The sequence below is a fragment of the Komagataeibacter sucrofermentans DSM 15973 genome (assembly GCF_040581405.1).
In the GTDB taxonomy this organism is placed as follows: domain Bacteria; phylum Pseudomonadota; class Alphaproteobacteria; order Acetobacterales; family Acetobacteraceae; genus Komagataeibacter; species Komagataeibacter sucrofermentans.
The window spans coordinates 118,359-131,153 of the sequence record NZ_CP137157.1; the positions used below are offsets into that span (position 1 = coordinate 118,359).

Here is a 12,795-nt window from a genome sequence, read left to right on the forward strand (position 1 = left end):
TTTTATGAAGTAAATGGCGGACTCGAAAGGATTCGAACCTTCGACCTTCGCCTTCGGAGGGCGACGCTCTATCCAGCTGAGCTACGAGTCCACTCACGCCTGCATACATCGCCACAGGGCGGAATGCCAGCCCCAATCGGGAAAAATCATCGCGGCGCGATCGCGTCCATCCGTCCGGGCAGGATGGGCAGCGGGGCGTCGTGGCCAGCGGGTTCGGCCATCCATGCCGCCGCTGCCGCATCCCCGCCCGAGGGCAGGAAGCGCTCGGGGTGCACGATCCAGCCGGTCATGTCCGCTGTCACCTTCTCGCCTGCCCGCCCGCGGGTCAGCAGGTGGTAGCCGTTGGGGATGTAATCCAGCCTTGTGCCCGCTGGCATGTGCCGCCACGCCCGCGCCATGGCGGCAGCGGGCACGATCTGGTCGCACCCGCCATATATCACCAGCACGGGGCCATGCATGTGGGCGCTGGCATGGGTGGCCTGGTGCATGAGGTCGGTCAGCCCGGCCAGGGCGGTGGTTGAGGTGTCGCGCAGGGTCAACGGGTCGTAATACAGGCGGGCCAGGGCCAGTTGGTCGTCGGCTGCGGTCACATGCACGGGCAGTTCGCGCCCGCTCAGCCGCCAGCGCGGGGCCATGGCTGCCATGAGGTGGGTGGTCAGGCGCGTGCCTGCATCCAGATCCCACAGCGCAGGCGCGAGCAGGATCGTGCCCGCCACCGGCGGGGCATCGGGTCGGGCCACCAGCACGGCGGCAAGTGCTCCGCCCATGCTCTCGCCCATGATGTAAAGCGGCACGCCGGGGTGTTCGTGGCCAATGGTGGTGGCCAGAGTGCTGACCGTGCGGCGCAGCACATCCGTGCCCACCCAGCCTCCGCGTGCCTGTGTCTGGCCAAAGCCGGGCAGGTCGGGTGCGATCACGCTCAGCCCCACCGCATTCAGCGTGGGCGCCGGGCGCTCCCACGCATCGCGGCTGTCATTGAAGCCATGCAGTGCCAGAATCACCGCGCGTTCCGGCCCATGGGCGGACCAGATGCGCAGCGGCACCGCGCCCACGCCCTCAACATTCACCACGCGGTCAGGCGGTATGAGGCGGGCCAGTTCCGCATGGCGCGCGGGTGGGGCGGGGGCCGGGGCCTCGTGCGTGGCGCAGGCGGTCAACATCACAAAAAGCGCTGGATAAAGCAGGCGTGACAGGCGAATGTTTGAAAGCACGGCAATCCTGCGTATCATCATGGGCCAGCGCATGGCCCACCCATCGGGCACGCCATGCAAATTCAAGCCGGACAACAACCCGAGGCCGATCAGAATGCAAGCCCTGTCCCCCGATCCCGCACCGCACCCCCGCCTGGGCACGATTGAAACCATCGTGGTCGATTCGCGCACCCTGTCCTGTGATGGCGGCCTCGGCGCGCTTGGCCATCCGCGCGTGTTCCTGCGCATCGGCCATCACCAGACCTTCTGCCCCTACTGCTCCCGCCTGTTCGTGCTCAACCCTGATGCACCGGCGGGTGACGCGCACTGACTGCCTCTAAATCCATGTCCAGCGACACGCCGCTTCACCTGATTCTGGTGGATGGCTCGGGATATATCTTCCGCGCCTTCCACGCCCTGCCACCCATGACCAGCCCTGATGGCACGCCCGTCAACGCGGTCTATGGTTTTACGAACATGCTCTCGCGGCTTTTGCGCGAGCATGCGGGCACCCACCTTGCGGTCATATTCGATGCGGGGCGCCATACCTTCCGCAATGACCTGTATGGTGAATACAAGGCCCACCGCCCCGAACCACCCGAGGAACTGCGCCCGCAGTTCAGCCTCGTGCGTGATGCCACCGCGGCCTTTGGCGTGCCCGCCATCGAGGCGGCAGGGTGGGAAGCCGATGACCTGATCGCCGCCTACGCCCGCAAGGCTACCGATGCGGGCGGGCAGTGCACCATCTATTCGTCGGACAAGGATCTGATGCAGCTCATCCGCCCCGGCGTGATGATGATGGACCCGATCAAGAACCGGCCGATCGGCCCCAGGGAAGTCGAGGCCAAATTCGGCGTCACCCCCGACCGGGTGGCGCAGGTGCAGGCCCTGATCGGCGACCCGGTGGACAATGTGCCCGGCGTGCCCGGAATCGGCCCCAAGACCGCCTCCGCCCTGATGGCGGAATACGGCTCGCTCGATGCCATTCTGGCAGGTGCCGAGGGCATGAAGCCGTCCAAGCGGCGCGAGAACCTGCTGGCCCATGCCGACATGGCCCGCCTGTCCTACAGGCTCGTCACGCTGTGCGAGGATGCACCCTGCCCCGAACCGCTGGCCGATCTGGGCTGTTGCGATGTGGACATGGAGCGGCTGGGCGCATGGCTGTCGGATATGGGGTTTTCATCGCTGCTGCAGCGCATGGGGATCAAGGCAAAGCCGCGCCCGCGCATTTCGGCGCATGACACGCTGGCGGCAGCGCCAGTGGCCGAGCGCCCGCCCTTTCCGCCCGAGCCTTATGGGCCCTACATCACCGTAACCGACCCCGAAGTATTGCGGGAATGGGTCAGCGAGGCCCGCACGGGCGGCGTCTGCGCGGTGGATACGGAAACCGACGGGCTCGACCCGCTCACCGCGCCACTGGTCGGCATCTCGCTTGCGCCGCGTTGCGGGCGGGCGTGCTATATTCCGCTTGCCCACCAGATCGACCTGATGGACAGCGCGGGCACGCCCCAGATGCCGGTGAACACCGCGCTGGAAATTCTTGAGCCGCTTTTTGCCGACCCCACGGTGCTCAAGGTGTTCCAGAACGCCAAGTTCGACCTGCTGGTGCTGACACAGGCAGGTAGCGTGCAGCCTGCGCCCATTGATGACACCATGCTGATCTCCTACGCGCAGTCAGCCGGGCAGCACGGGCAGGGTATGGACGAGCTTTCGCGCCTTACCCTCGACCACACGCCCATTCCCTATGATGAAGTGACCGGCACGGGCCGCAAGCGGGTCGTGTTCTCGCAGGTGGCGATTGACCGCGCCACGCCGTACGCGGCGGAAGACGCGGATGTGACCCTGCGCCTGTGGCAGGTGCTCAGGCCCCAGCTCCGCACCAGCAAGGCCCTGGCATTATATGAGGAAATGGAGCGCCCGCTGGTGCCCATCCTGGCTGATATGGAACGGGCGGGCATCAAGGTCGATGCCGATGACCTGCGCGCCATGTCCACCGAATTCGCAGGCCGCATGGAAGTGATCGAGGCCGAGATTCACAAGCTGGCCGGACGTGACTTCAATGTCGGGTCCCCCAAGCAACTCGGCGAGATCCTGTTTGACGAGATGGGCCTGCCCGGCGGCAAGCGCACCAAGGCGGGTGCGTGGGGCACGGATTCGGCGGTGTTGCAGGATCTGGCCGATCAGGGCCACGACCTGCCCGCGCGCATTCTGGCCTGGCGGCAGCTGGCCAAGCTGAAAAGCACCTATGCCGATGCGCTGCTCAACCAGATCAATCCCGCCACGGGGCGCGTGCACACCTCCTTCCAGATGGCGGTGACGACAACGGGCCGCCTGTCGTCGAACGATCCCAACCTGCAGAACATTCCCATCCGCACGGAGGAAGGCGGGCGCATCCGCCGCGCCTTTGTGGCCGAACCCGGCCGTGTTCTGGTCTCGGCGGATTATTCACAGATCGAACTGCGGCTTCTGGCCGACGTGGCGGATATTCCCGCCCTGCGCGAGGCGTTCGCACTTGGTCAGGACATCCATGCCCGGACGGCCTCCGAAGTGTTCGGCATCCCGCTTGAAGGTATGGACCCGCTTACGCGCAGGCGCGCCAAGGCCATCAATTTCGGCATCATCTACGGCATCAGCGCCTTTGGCCTGAGCCGCCAGCTTGGCATCTCCCCCGGTGAGGCGCGGGGTTATATCGACGCCTATTTCGCCCGTTATCCCGGCATCCGCGATTACATGGAGCGGGTGAAGGCGGAGGCGCGCAGGCACGGCTATGTCACCACGCCCTTCGGTCGCCGCTGCTTTGTGCCGGGCATTGCCGAGAAGAGCGCCGTGCGCCGCAACTATGCCGAGCGGCAGGCCATCAACGCGCCGCTGCAGGGGGGGGCTGCCGACATCATCAAACGCGCCATGGTGCGAATTCCTGCTGCCCTGTCGGATGCGGGGCTTGACGGACGTATGCTCCTTCAGGTCCATGACGAACTTGTGTTCGAGGTGCGCAAGGATGATGCCGATCGTCTGGCAGCCCTCGTCAAACAGGTCATGGAATCCGCGGCGGCCCTGTCTGTGCCTCTGGTCGTGGAAACCGGGACCGGAACGAACTGGGCGGATGCACATTGATAATGCGAAATGAACGGGACCGGTTTTTCGTGCTGGTCGGGTTTGTCATACTGGTGGTCTCCTCCATCGCGGGGTATTTCGGCTACCGTTATTCCGACAGCGCGCCCGTGCCGCTGACCTCCTATGGCAACCCGGTTGGCGGGTCGTTCAGGCTGATCAACGGGGCGGATGGCTCGGTGCTCGATACCGACTTCCGTGGCCGGTGGATGCTGATCTATTTTGGCGATACCCACTGCCCCGATGACGTGTGCGGCGCCACCGTCAAGGCCATGGCCGAGGGCGTGGAGGCGCTGGGCCATGACCGCGCGCGCCTTGCGGTGCCCATTTTCATCACGCTCGATCCCATGCGCGACAACTCTGATGTGCTGCGCACCTATGCCCTGCGCTATGGCTCGCATGTTACGGTCATGACCGGCTCGCCCAAGATGATCCAGGCCGTGGCCAAGGAGTATCATGCCCCATACGTGCGGCGTGATGGCGCCAATGGGGATTACAGCATGGAGCCTGCCAGCCAGATCGTGATCATGTCGCCCACCGGGCGTTATGAGGGCAGCCTGCCCGCGACCGCCACGGCGGCCGACATCACGGCCCGCATGACGGAACTCATGCCGCCTGCGGCGCATAACTGAACCGGGTGGGGCAGCGCATGCGGGCATTGTGCCATCGGCTGGGCCTCACGCTGCTCATGCTCGGTGGCCTGCACGCGCTGCCTGTTGCAGGCTTTGCACAGGGCACGCAAGGCAGCCCCCATCGCGGCGGCACCCTGCGGCTGACGGCGGCGAGTGCGTCTGGCACGCTTGACCCGCAGATCAGTTACGCCAGCCAGTACATGCAGCTTGCCACCGTTATTTATGACGGGCTGCTCACCTACCCCAAGCTGCAGGGACCGGCAGGCAACCAGGTGGTGCCTGACCTGGCCGAGGCCATGCCCGAGCAGCGTGATGGCGGGCGCACATGGGTGTTCACCCTGCGCGAAGGCATCCGCTTTTCCGATGGCGCGCCGGTTACGGTGGAAGATGTGGCGGCGTCGCTGCGGCGCATCTTCAGGGTGGGCACGCCCACGGCAGGCTCGTTTTACGGCACCATACGCGGGGCGGATGCCTGCCTGCGCGATGGTGCGCACTGCACGCTGCAAGGCGGCGTGGAGACCGACCCTGCCACCCGCCGCATCACCATCCACCTGACCCAGCCTGACTCGGAATTCCCGCAAAAACTCGCCTTTGGCCATGCCTCCATCCTGCCAGCTTCCATGCCCGCGCATGATCTGGGCAATGTGGCGGCACCGGGCACGGGGCCGTACCATATCGTGTCATCCGACCCCGAGCGCGGGCTGGTGCTCGAGCGCAATCCCTATTTTCATGAATGGAGCGAGGCGGCCCAGCCCGATGGGTACGTGGATCGCATCGTTTATGATTTTGGCCTGTCGGAAGAAGATGCGGTGACCGCTGTCGAGCGCGGGCAGTATGACTGGATGGCGGGCCTCAAGCCGCTCGACCGGCTGGGCGAGATCGGCAGCCGCTATACGGCGCAGGTGCATGTTTCCCCACTTTATGGCCTGATCTTCCTGCCGATGAACGTCAACATCCCGCCCTTTGACCAGATCAAGGCGCGCGAGGCCGTAAACTACGCGCTTGACCGTCGCGCCATGACCATTCTGTACGGCGGGTCGGGCATTGCCACGCCGCTGTGCCGCATGGTGCCGCCGGGCCTGCTGCCCGGCGATAGCGCGTGCGCCTGGACACGTGGTGCCGACCCTGACCACCCGGCTCCCGTCTGGGCGCACCCCGACCTGCAACGCGCCCGCCAACTCGTGCATGAAAGCGGCACGGAGGGCATGGACGTGACCCTGATCGTGCCCGCTACCGCCATGTATGTGAGCATGGGCACCTATCTGCGCGACATGCTTGATGCGATGGGCTACCACGCGCGCCTGCACCCGCTCTCGCCCGCCATGGAGGGCAATTACGCCGCCAACACCGCCAACCATGTGCAGATCAGCCTGCTGGGGTGGTATGCGGATTACGCCTCGCCCTCCAATTTTCTCGACACATTGTTTGGCTGCGAAAACTTCCATCCCGGTTCCGACAGTTCCATCAACATGTCCGGCCTGTGCGACCCGGTGATGCAGGGGCTTGTGTCGCGTATCCGCAGCGAACCCGACCCGCAGGCGGCCCTGGCCTTGTGGGAGCAGGTTGATGACCGCATCACCCGGCTGGCCCCCGCAGCCCCCCTGATCAGCACGCGGTATGTCGATCTCGTCTCGCCCCGGCTGGGCAATTATTTTGTGACCAGCCTGTACCACATGACGTTTTCACGCGTGTGGGTGCAGTAGCAGGTAATAAAAGGTTTTGGGCGCTGCCTTTTTTCAAAAAGGCGGCGTTCTTCCTTAAAACACAAAACCCCGCCGGATTAACCGGCGGGGCCTGTAAAACGGGGCGTCAGGCCGCGTTGATCAGAGCATGGACTTCGCGCGGGCCTCGACCTTGGCGCATGCCTGCTTGCGGATGTCGCTCGAGGCATCCTCGAGCGAGATGGGGGCCTTGCCACCCACTTTCAGCAGGCCGGTCGAACCATCAGCATAGGACATGTTGCCCTTCTGGTTGGACGGCACGTCGTTGGTCTTTTTGTTGAAGGCGGCCAGCACCGGCCATGCCTCGGCTGCGGTCAGGTAGTTGGACTGGATGCAGTAGTTCATGATGCCGCCAAGATCAGCGGGCTTGGCGGAGGCGACGGCGGCATACACCGTATCCGCCGAGAGCGAACCCGGCTTGATCTGCTCGACCTGGTTGGCAACGCCTGCACCCGTGGGCGGCGAAACTTCAGCGGCATGGGCCGCAAGCGGTGCTGCGGCCAGCAGGGTTGCGAAGGCACTGGCGGACAGAATGCGACCGAACGACACCATTTTCATTATTCCTTGCACTGTTCATCAGGCGGCCACGGCGGGTGCCCACCCAATTGTGAATCTATGTGTCAGGCATAACACGATGCGCGCGCACCACACCCCTGCGGCGGATATGTCAGGCATTCGTCTTTTCGATATATAGCGCCCTTGTCATGCGCTTTATGCGCCATAAACCCCTGTTGTCAGCCGGTATTGCCCGGCCCGCAGGTGGCGTGCGCAAATGGGGCGCGGGGTCAATAAGTTGTGATAACGCTTGATGCTCCCGGCTTTCTCCCCGGAAAACGGGCGCGTGCTGCAATCATGATTGAGTCCGCCCCCACTTCGTGGGAATGCTGTGGGTTCCTGCTTCTCACCCCACTGCACGGGATCAACATGCAGCATTTGCGCCTTCTCCTGAAAGATGTCTGGTACCTGACCCGCCCCTATTTCGTGTCAGAGGACAAAAAATGGGCCTGGGGCCTACTCGTGGCCGTTCTGGTGCTGACCTTCTCCATAGTGGGGATGGACCTGCTCCAGTCCTTCTCGCGCAATGTGTATTACACGGCGCTGCAGCAGCGTGATGCCACCACCTTCCTGCGCGGGCTGTTCTGGTATGTGCATAACGAGAGCGGGTATGTGCCCGGCTTTTTCATCATCACCATCCCGGCCATCCTGTTCAGTGTCTATGCAACCTACCTGCAGCAGATGCTCGGCCTGCGCTGGCGGCGGTGGCTGACCGCGCGCATGACGCGGCAGTGGATGGAGCACCAGACCTATTTCCGCATCGCCATCACCACGTCGGGCCTCGAGGCCGGGGCCGACAACCCCGATCAGCGCATACAGGAAGACCTGAACAAATTCGTAACCGATACCCTCGCGCAGTTCATTGACCTGCTTTCCAATATCGTAACGCTGTTCAGCTATGTCGGGCTGTTGTGGGTGCTGTCCGGCCCGCTGGAAATATGGGGCATGTCCATACCGGGCTATTTCTTCTGGGCGGCGCTGATCTATTCCGTGGTGGCGACATGGGTGACGCATCTGGCAGGGCGCAAGCTGGCGGGGCTGCAGTTCTTCCAGCAGCGCGCCGAGGCCGATTTCCGCTACAGCCTGGTCCATGTGCGCAGCAACACGGAAGGCATCGCGCTCTATCGGGGCGAGGCGGAGGAAAAGGCCGGGCTGGATCGTTCTTTTTCCGCCGTTTACACCAATTTCCTCTCCATCATGCGCCGGACCAAATGGCTGGGCCTGCTGACCACGGGGCTGGATGTGGTATCGGGCAACTTCGCGCTGCTGGTGGGCTCGATCCGCTATTTCGCGGGCAAGATGAGCTTCGGCACGCTCATGCAGCTTGTCATGGCGTTCTCTCGCGTGCAGGGCGCGATGGCGTGGCTGTCGAACTCTTACGGCGCCCTGACCATATGGCACGCGGAGGTGGCGCGTCTGGCCACCTTCCAGCGCGTGATGGACCGCGCGCAGGCCATGAAGAGCGAGGTCAGCCTCATTGCAGCCCCCGCCGGGGCAGGCATGCAGGTCAGCGGGCTGGACGTGTTCCGCCCTGATGGCACGGCGCTGCTCAGGGATGTGAACTTTACGCTGCCCCAGGGGCAGATGACGGTGGTGACCGGCCCCTCGGGCACCGGCAAGTCCACGCTGTTCCGGGTGCTGGCGGGCATCTGGCCTTTTGCCAAAGGCACGATCACGCGCCCTGACGTGCCGATGATGTTCGTGCCCCAGCGCCCCTACATGCCCACTGGCACGCTGCGCCGGGCCGTGGCCTATCCGGTGGACAGCACGGCGTATTCCGCAACGCAGGTGGCGCAGGCGCTGCAGCAGGTGGGCCTTGGCGCGCTGGTGCCGCGCCTTGAAAACGAGGAGCCGTGGGGGCAGATCCTCTCGCCCGGCGAACTCCAGCGCCTCGCCTTTGCCCGCATTCTGCTGGCGCGGCCGGGCTGGGTGTTCCTTGATGAGTCGACCTCGAACCTCGACGCGGCATCCGAGGCCGCCCTTTACGCCCTGCTGGCGCAGGCCTGCCCGGGCATGACGGTGGTGTCGATTACGCACCGGCAGTCGGTGGTGGGCATGCATGAAAATGCCATTGACCTCACCCCCTTTGCCGCCCGCCCGGCAGAAGTGGTCAGTGCGGACGCATCGCCCTGACCATCAGTTCGGTATTGTGGCGCATCATGCTGATGTAGTCAGGCGCGGGGCCGCCCGCGGTGGAGAGGGCCTCGGCATAAAGCTCGCCGCCGGGCTGCGCCCCGGTAGCGTGGGCGACCTGCTGCACAAGGCGCGGGTCGGTCGCGTTTTCAAGGAAATAGGTGGTCATGCCGGTCTCGCGGATCTGCGCGATCAGCCTGCCCACATCGGCGGCGGAGGCTTCGGTCTCGGTAGAGAGGCCCTGCGGCGCCATGAAGGTCACGCCATAGGCGCGGCCAAAATAGCCAAAGGCATCATGGCTGGTCAGCACGCGCCGCCGCGCGGGCGGGATCGTGTCGATCTCGGCGCGGATGTCATGGTCAAGCGCCTGCAACTGCGCGGTATAGGCTGCGGCCGAGGCACGGAAATCATCGGCATCCGCCGGGTCGGCCGCGATCAGTGCATCGCGGATGTTGTTGGTCCAGACAATCACGTTGGGCACGCTGTTCCATACATGCGGGTCGGTTTCCACCTGCGGGCCGTCGTGTTCGGTATGGATGTCGATCCCGTTCGATACGATGACCGGCCTGCCCTGATAGCCCGCCGCGTGGGCAAGGCGGGCAAACCAGCTTTCCAGCCCCTCGCCACTCATGAACACGACATCGGCCTGCCGCAGGGCGCGGGCGTCATCGGGGGCGGGTTCGAATTCATGCGGGTCGCCATCGGGCGGCACCAGCGAGGTGACGGCAACATGCGCGCCGCCCACATGCGACACCACATCGGCCAGCACGGTAAAGCTCGCAACGGCATGCACGACATGCGGCGCAGGCGCGGCACGGGCAGGCAGGATGGACAGGAAACCGCAGAAGCCCAGAAGGCAGGTGAGGCGGCGCATGTCAGTGACTCCGAAAAGGGGATGAACCACCCCCCGCGCGGATGCCGGCGGGGGAGGCGAGAAGGGAAAACAGATAGGCCGCGGAGCAGGTCAGGATGATGCACGGCCCCGCCGCCAGCCTGAAATGGTAGGACACGAGCAGCCCCGTGAAGCCCGCCAGCATGCCCACCGTGGCCGAGAGCGCCATCATGGGCACGAGGCGGCGCGTCCACAGCCGGGCGGTTGCGGCGGGCACCATCATCATGCCGACCGACATGAGCGTGCCCAAAGCTTCAAACCCGGCCACGAGGTTGATGACCACAAGGAACAGGAACACCATGTGGTACAGCGCCCCCCGGCTGCCGGTCATGCGCATGAAGCCGGGATCGACGCATTCCATGACCAGTGGCCGCCAGATGAGCGACAGCAGGAACAGGCTGAGCGTGGTGATGCCCGCCATCAGGTACAGGGCAGGCCCGTCAATGGCGAGAATGGTGCCAAACAGCACGTGCAGCAGGTCGATATTCGACCCCCGCGCCGAAACGATCAGCACGCCAAGCGCCAGCGAGGTCAGGTAGAAACTGGCAAAGCTCGCATCTTCCGCCAGGTGCGTGCGGCGGCTGACCAGCCCCGCCAGCAGCGCCACTCCCAGCCCCGCCGCGATGCCGCCCAGCCCCATGGCCGTAAGCGACAGCCCGCCCGCCGCCAGAAAGCCTACGGCGGCGCCGGGCAGGATGGCATGGCTCATCGCATCGCCAATCAGGCTCATGCGGCGCAGTTGCAGCAGCACGCCCACCGGCCCCGCCCCCATGCCCAGCGTGATGGAGGCCACCAGCGCGCGGCGCATGAAGCCAAAGGTTGCGAACGGCTCCCATAACCCGGCCAGCACGCTCATGCCGGGCCACCTGTCCATGTGGGCTGCGTGTAATAGGCGCGTTGCAGCGTGCCCGGCGTCAGGATGCGCCCGGTCTCGCCCCAGATGGCCTGCCCGCCTGACAGCAGCACGACATGGGGAAAGCAGGTGCGGATCTGGTGCATGTCATGCAGCACGGCGATGATGGTGCGGCCCTGCGCGTGCCATTCACGCACCAGCGCCAGCAGATCCTGCGTGGTGGGGGCATCAAGCGCTGTGAACGGCTCATCAAGCATGATGACGGTGGCATCGGTCATGAGCAGGCGCGCGAACAGCAGGCGCTGGAACTGCCCCGCCGAGAGCGCGTCGATCATGCGCCCGGCCTGTTTCTCCAGCCCCACGCGGCGCAGCGCATCGGCTGCGCGCTGGCGCACGGCAGGGCTGGCGGCGCCAAAGGCCCCGGTCTGGCGCCATGCGCCACTGAGCACCATGTCCGTCACACTGATGGGAAAGGCGCGGTCAATGATGCGGGCTTGCGGCAGGTAGCCAAAATCCTGCGCGCGCAACCCGCCAAGTGTAATTTTGCCCGCCGCAAGCGGCACCTCGCCGAGTATGGCGCGCAACAGGGTGGACTTGCCCGCGCCATTGGCGCCTGCGATGGCGGTCATGCTGCCTGGCGCGAAGCTGCCGGTGACATGCTGCCACACCGGCGTGCCGTTGAGTGCGACACCCGCATCATCCAGCCCGATGGCGCCATGGCTCATGGCTGGGCTACGGCCCAGGCCACCAGCCCCCATAACACGCCACAGGGCAGCGCCATGCACACCAGCCGCTGCCACCCTGCGCGGGCCATCCATGTCAGTGGCAGGGGCGTTGCTGCCCCGGGGGCGGCGGGGTGGGGCATTGTCGTGTTGCTGTCCTGCGGGGCATGGCGGGCGGCAGACGGGGACGGGAATGGCATGGGAACGCCCAAAGTGTTATAATATAACATCCGTTTACAGCACAGACTTGCCATCCGTCAAGCGAAGGCTGCATTGTTACGCCATGCGCATGGCATGATCGGGGTGGAACGGGTGAGCTTTCATACATGGCTGTTGTTTGCCGCCACTGCCTTCCTGCTCTCGGCCATGCCAGGGCCAAACATGATGCATGTCATGTCCATCAGCGTGCGTCAGGGCCTGCTGCGCAGCACGGGGGTCATGGCAGGGTGCATGCTGGCCATCGTGCTCGTGGTGTGCGCATCCCTTGCGGGCATGGCGGGTGTGCTGGCAACGTCGCCCCGGCTGTTTGCGGTGCTGCGCGTGGTGGGGGCGGCGTATCTGGTGTTTCTGGGCGTGCGCGTGTGGATGGCGCGCGACACGGAAGGCGAGGGCGCGCAGGCTGCGGATGAATGCCCGCCCGCTGCATGGCATGACCTGTTTCGTGACGGATTCCTGACCGGCATCAGCAACCCCAAGCTGCTGCTGTTTGCGGCCGCCTTCCTGCCGCAGTTCGTCAACCCTGCCGCCCCGCACATGCCGCAATACGGGCTGCTGGTCACCACCTTCGTGTTTGTGGAGGCGTTCTGGTACCTGGTTTACGCGGGGGGCGGGCGCATGCTGTCGGCCTGGCTGCGCACGCCGGTGGTGCGGCGGGTCTTTGCCATCGTGACCGGGCTGGTGTTCATGGGGTTCGGGGCCATGCTGCTGCTGGCGCGCGTCTAGCAAGCCTGTTTGAAAACAGCTGCGCCAAAAACTTTCTGACTGAT

At 65.0% G+C, this 12,795-nt stretch carries 12 protein-coding genes and 1 tRNA gene; 6 read left to right on the forward strand and 7 right to left on the reverse strand.

What is annotated here, in order from left to right:
* Positions 1 to 14 precede the first annotated feature (14 nt).
* Together R5N89_RS00550 and R5N89_RS00555 are read right to left on the reverse strand one after the other, a co-directional pair.
* Positions 15 to 91, reverse strand: a tRNA-Arg gene (locus R5N89_RS00550).
* A 55-nt stretch (positions 92 to 146) separates the two neighbouring features.
* Positions 147 to 1,229 carry an alpha/beta fold hydrolase gene (locus tag R5N89_RS00555; protein WP_167400840.1) on the reverse strand — a complete coding sequence of 361 codons (1,083 nt, stop codon included), beginning with the start codon at positions 1,227 to 1,229 and terminating at the stop codon, positions 147 to 149.
* 76 nt (positions 1,230 to 1,305) lie between these two features.
* Between R5N89_RS00555 and R5N89_RS00560 the strand changes: the two genes are divergently transcribed.
* From R5N89_RS00560 to R5N89_RS00575, 4 genes are read left to right on the forward strand one after another with little or no spacing between them, the layout of a single operon-like run.
* Positions 1,306 to 1,521 (forward strand): zinc-finger domain-containing protein, encoded by a 216-nt coding sequence (locus R5N89_RS00560; protein ID WP_078527919.1) that lies wholly within the window; start codon positions 1,306 to 1,308, stop codon positions 1,519 to 1,521.
* A gap of 14 nt (positions 1,522 to 1,535) precedes the next feature.
* Positions 1,536 to 4,304, forward strand: a complete 2,769-nt coding sequence (polA, locus tag R5N89_RS00565; protein ID WP_110567756.1) for a DNA polymerase I — start codon at positions 1,536 to 1,538, stop codon at positions 4,302 to 4,304.
* Positions 4,304 to 4,933, forward strand: coding sequence for an SCO family protein (locus tag R5N89_RS00570; RefSeq protein ID WP_110568028.1), 630 nt, complete (start codon positions 4,304 to 4,306; stop codon positions 4,931 to 4,933). Before polA ends, R5N89_RS00570 begins: the two co-directional genes overlap by 1 nt.
* Before the next feature lie 17 nt (positions 4,934 to 4,950).
* Positions 4,951 to 6,636 (forward strand): ABC transporter substrate-binding protein, encoded by a 1,686-nt coding sequence (locus R5N89_RS00575; protein WP_110568030.1) that lies wholly within the window; start codon positions 4,951 to 4,953, stop codon positions 6,634 to 6,636.
* A gap of 120 nt (positions 6,637 to 6,756) precedes the next feature.
* Here the strand turns inward: R5N89_RS00575 and R5N89_RS00580 are convergent, their stop codons facing one another.
* A complete protein-coding gene (locus R5N89_RS00580; RefSeq protein ID WP_110567758.1) occupies positions 6,757 to 7,206 on the reverse strand; it encodes a DUF2501 domain-containing protein in 450 nt (149 codons plus the stop codon).
* Positions 7,207 to 7,578: 372 nt separating this feature from the next.
* Here R5N89_RS00580 and R5N89_RS00585 point away from each other — a divergent pair, with 372 nt between their 5' ends.
* Positions 7,579 to 9,342, forward strand: a complete 1,764-nt coding sequence (locus R5N89_RS00585; RefSeq protein ID WP_208624639.1) for an ABC transporter ATP-binding protein/permease — start codon at positions 7,579 to 7,581, stop codon at positions 9,340 to 9,342.
* Here R5N89_RS00585 and R5N89_RS00590 read toward each other — a convergent pair.
* Genes R5N89_RS00590 through R5N89_RS00605 form a run of 4 tightly spaced genes read right to left on the reverse strand, consistent with a single transcriptional unit; the run spans position 9,320 to position 12,009 of the window.
* Entirely contained in the window at positions 9,320 to 10,216 is an 897-nt protein-coding gene (locus R5N89_RS00590) for a metal ABC transporter solute-binding protein, Zn/Mn family (RefSeq protein WP_110567760.1), read from the reverse strand. The genes R5N89_RS00585 and R5N89_RS00590 overlap by 23 nt on opposite strands.
* Before the next feature lies 1 nt (position 10,217).
* On the reverse strand, positions 10,218 to 11,090 hold the full coding sequence (locus R5N89_RS00595) for a metal ABC transporter permease (RefSeq protein ID WP_110567762.1): 873 nt from the start codon (positions 11,088 to 11,090) through the stop codon (positions 10,218 to 10,220).
* Positions 11,087 to 11,905 (reverse strand): metal ABC transporter ATP-binding protein, encoded by an 819-nt coding sequence (locus tag R5N89_RS00600; RefSeq protein WP_110567764.1) that lies wholly within the window; start codon positions 11,903 to 11,905, stop codon positions 11,087 to 11,089. Before R5N89_RS00600 ends, R5N89_RS00595 begins: the two co-directional genes overlap by 4 nt.
* The gene (locus R5N89_RS00605; RefSeq protein ID WP_167400830.1) at positions 11,809 to 12,009 is read right to left on the reverse strand and encodes a hypothetical protein; all 201 of its coding nucleotides are present in this window, start codon (positions 12,007 to 12,009) and stop codon (positions 11,809 to 11,811) included. Before R5N89_RS00605 ends, R5N89_RS00600 begins: the two co-directional genes overlap by 97 nt.
* Before the next feature lie 112 nt (positions 12,010 to 12,121).
* Between R5N89_RS00605 and R5N89_RS00610 the strand changes: the two genes are divergently transcribed.
* Positions 12,122 to 12,751, forward strand: a complete 630-nt coding sequence (locus R5N89_RS00610) for a LysE family translocator (RefSeq protein ID WP_110568034.1) — start codon at positions 12,122 to 12,124, stop codon at positions 12,749 to 12,751.
* Positions 12,752 to 12,795 lie beyond the last annotated feature (44 nt).

What these genes read in the sequence shown, in the direction of transcription:
- R5N89_RS00580 (WP_110567758.1), bottom strand. Translation starts at nt 7,206, where the DNA reads ATGGTGTCGTTCGGTCGCATTCTGTCCGCCAGTGCCTTCGCAACCCTG.
- R5N89_RS00600 (WP_110567764.1), bottom strand. Translation starts at nt 11,905, where the DNA reads ATGGATGGCCCGCGCAGGGTGGCAGCGGCTGGTGTGCATGGCGCTGCC.
- R5N89_RS00590 (WP_110567760.1), bottom strand. Translation starts at nt 10,216, where the DNA reads ATGCGCCGCCTCACCTGCCTTCTGGGCTTCTGCGGTTTCCTGTCCATC.
- R5N89_RS00605 (WP_167400830.1), bottom strand. Translation starts at nt 12,009, where the DNA reads ATGCCATTCCCGTCCCCGTCTGCCGCCCGCCATGCCCCGCAGGACAGC.
- R5N89_RS00575 (WP_110568030.1), top strand. Translation starts at nt 4,951, where the DNA reads ATGCGGGCATTGTGCCATCGGCTGGGCCTCACGCTGCTCATGCTCGGT.
- R5N89_RS00585 (WP_208624639.1), top strand. Translation starts at nt 7,579, where the DNA reads ATGCAGCATTTGCGCCTTCTCCTGAAAGATGTCTGGTACCTGACCCGC.
- R5N89_RS00560 (WP_078527919.1), top strand. Translation starts at nt 1,306, where the DNA reads ATGCAAGCCCTGTCCCCCGATCCCGCACCGCACCCCCGCCTGGGCACG.
- polA (WP_110567756.1), top strand. Translation starts at nt 1,536, where the DNA reads ATGTCCAGCGACACGCCGCTTCACCTGATTCTGGTGGATGGCTCGGGA.
- R5N89_RS00595 (WP_110567762.1), bottom strand. Translation starts at nt 11,090, where the DNA reads ATGAGCGTGCTGGCCGGGTTATGGGAGCCGTTCGCAACCTTTGGCTTC.
- R5N89_RS00555 (WP_167400840.1), bottom strand. Translation starts at nt 1,229, where the DNA reads ATGATACGCAGGATTGCCGTGCTTTCAAACATTCGCCTGTCACGCCTG.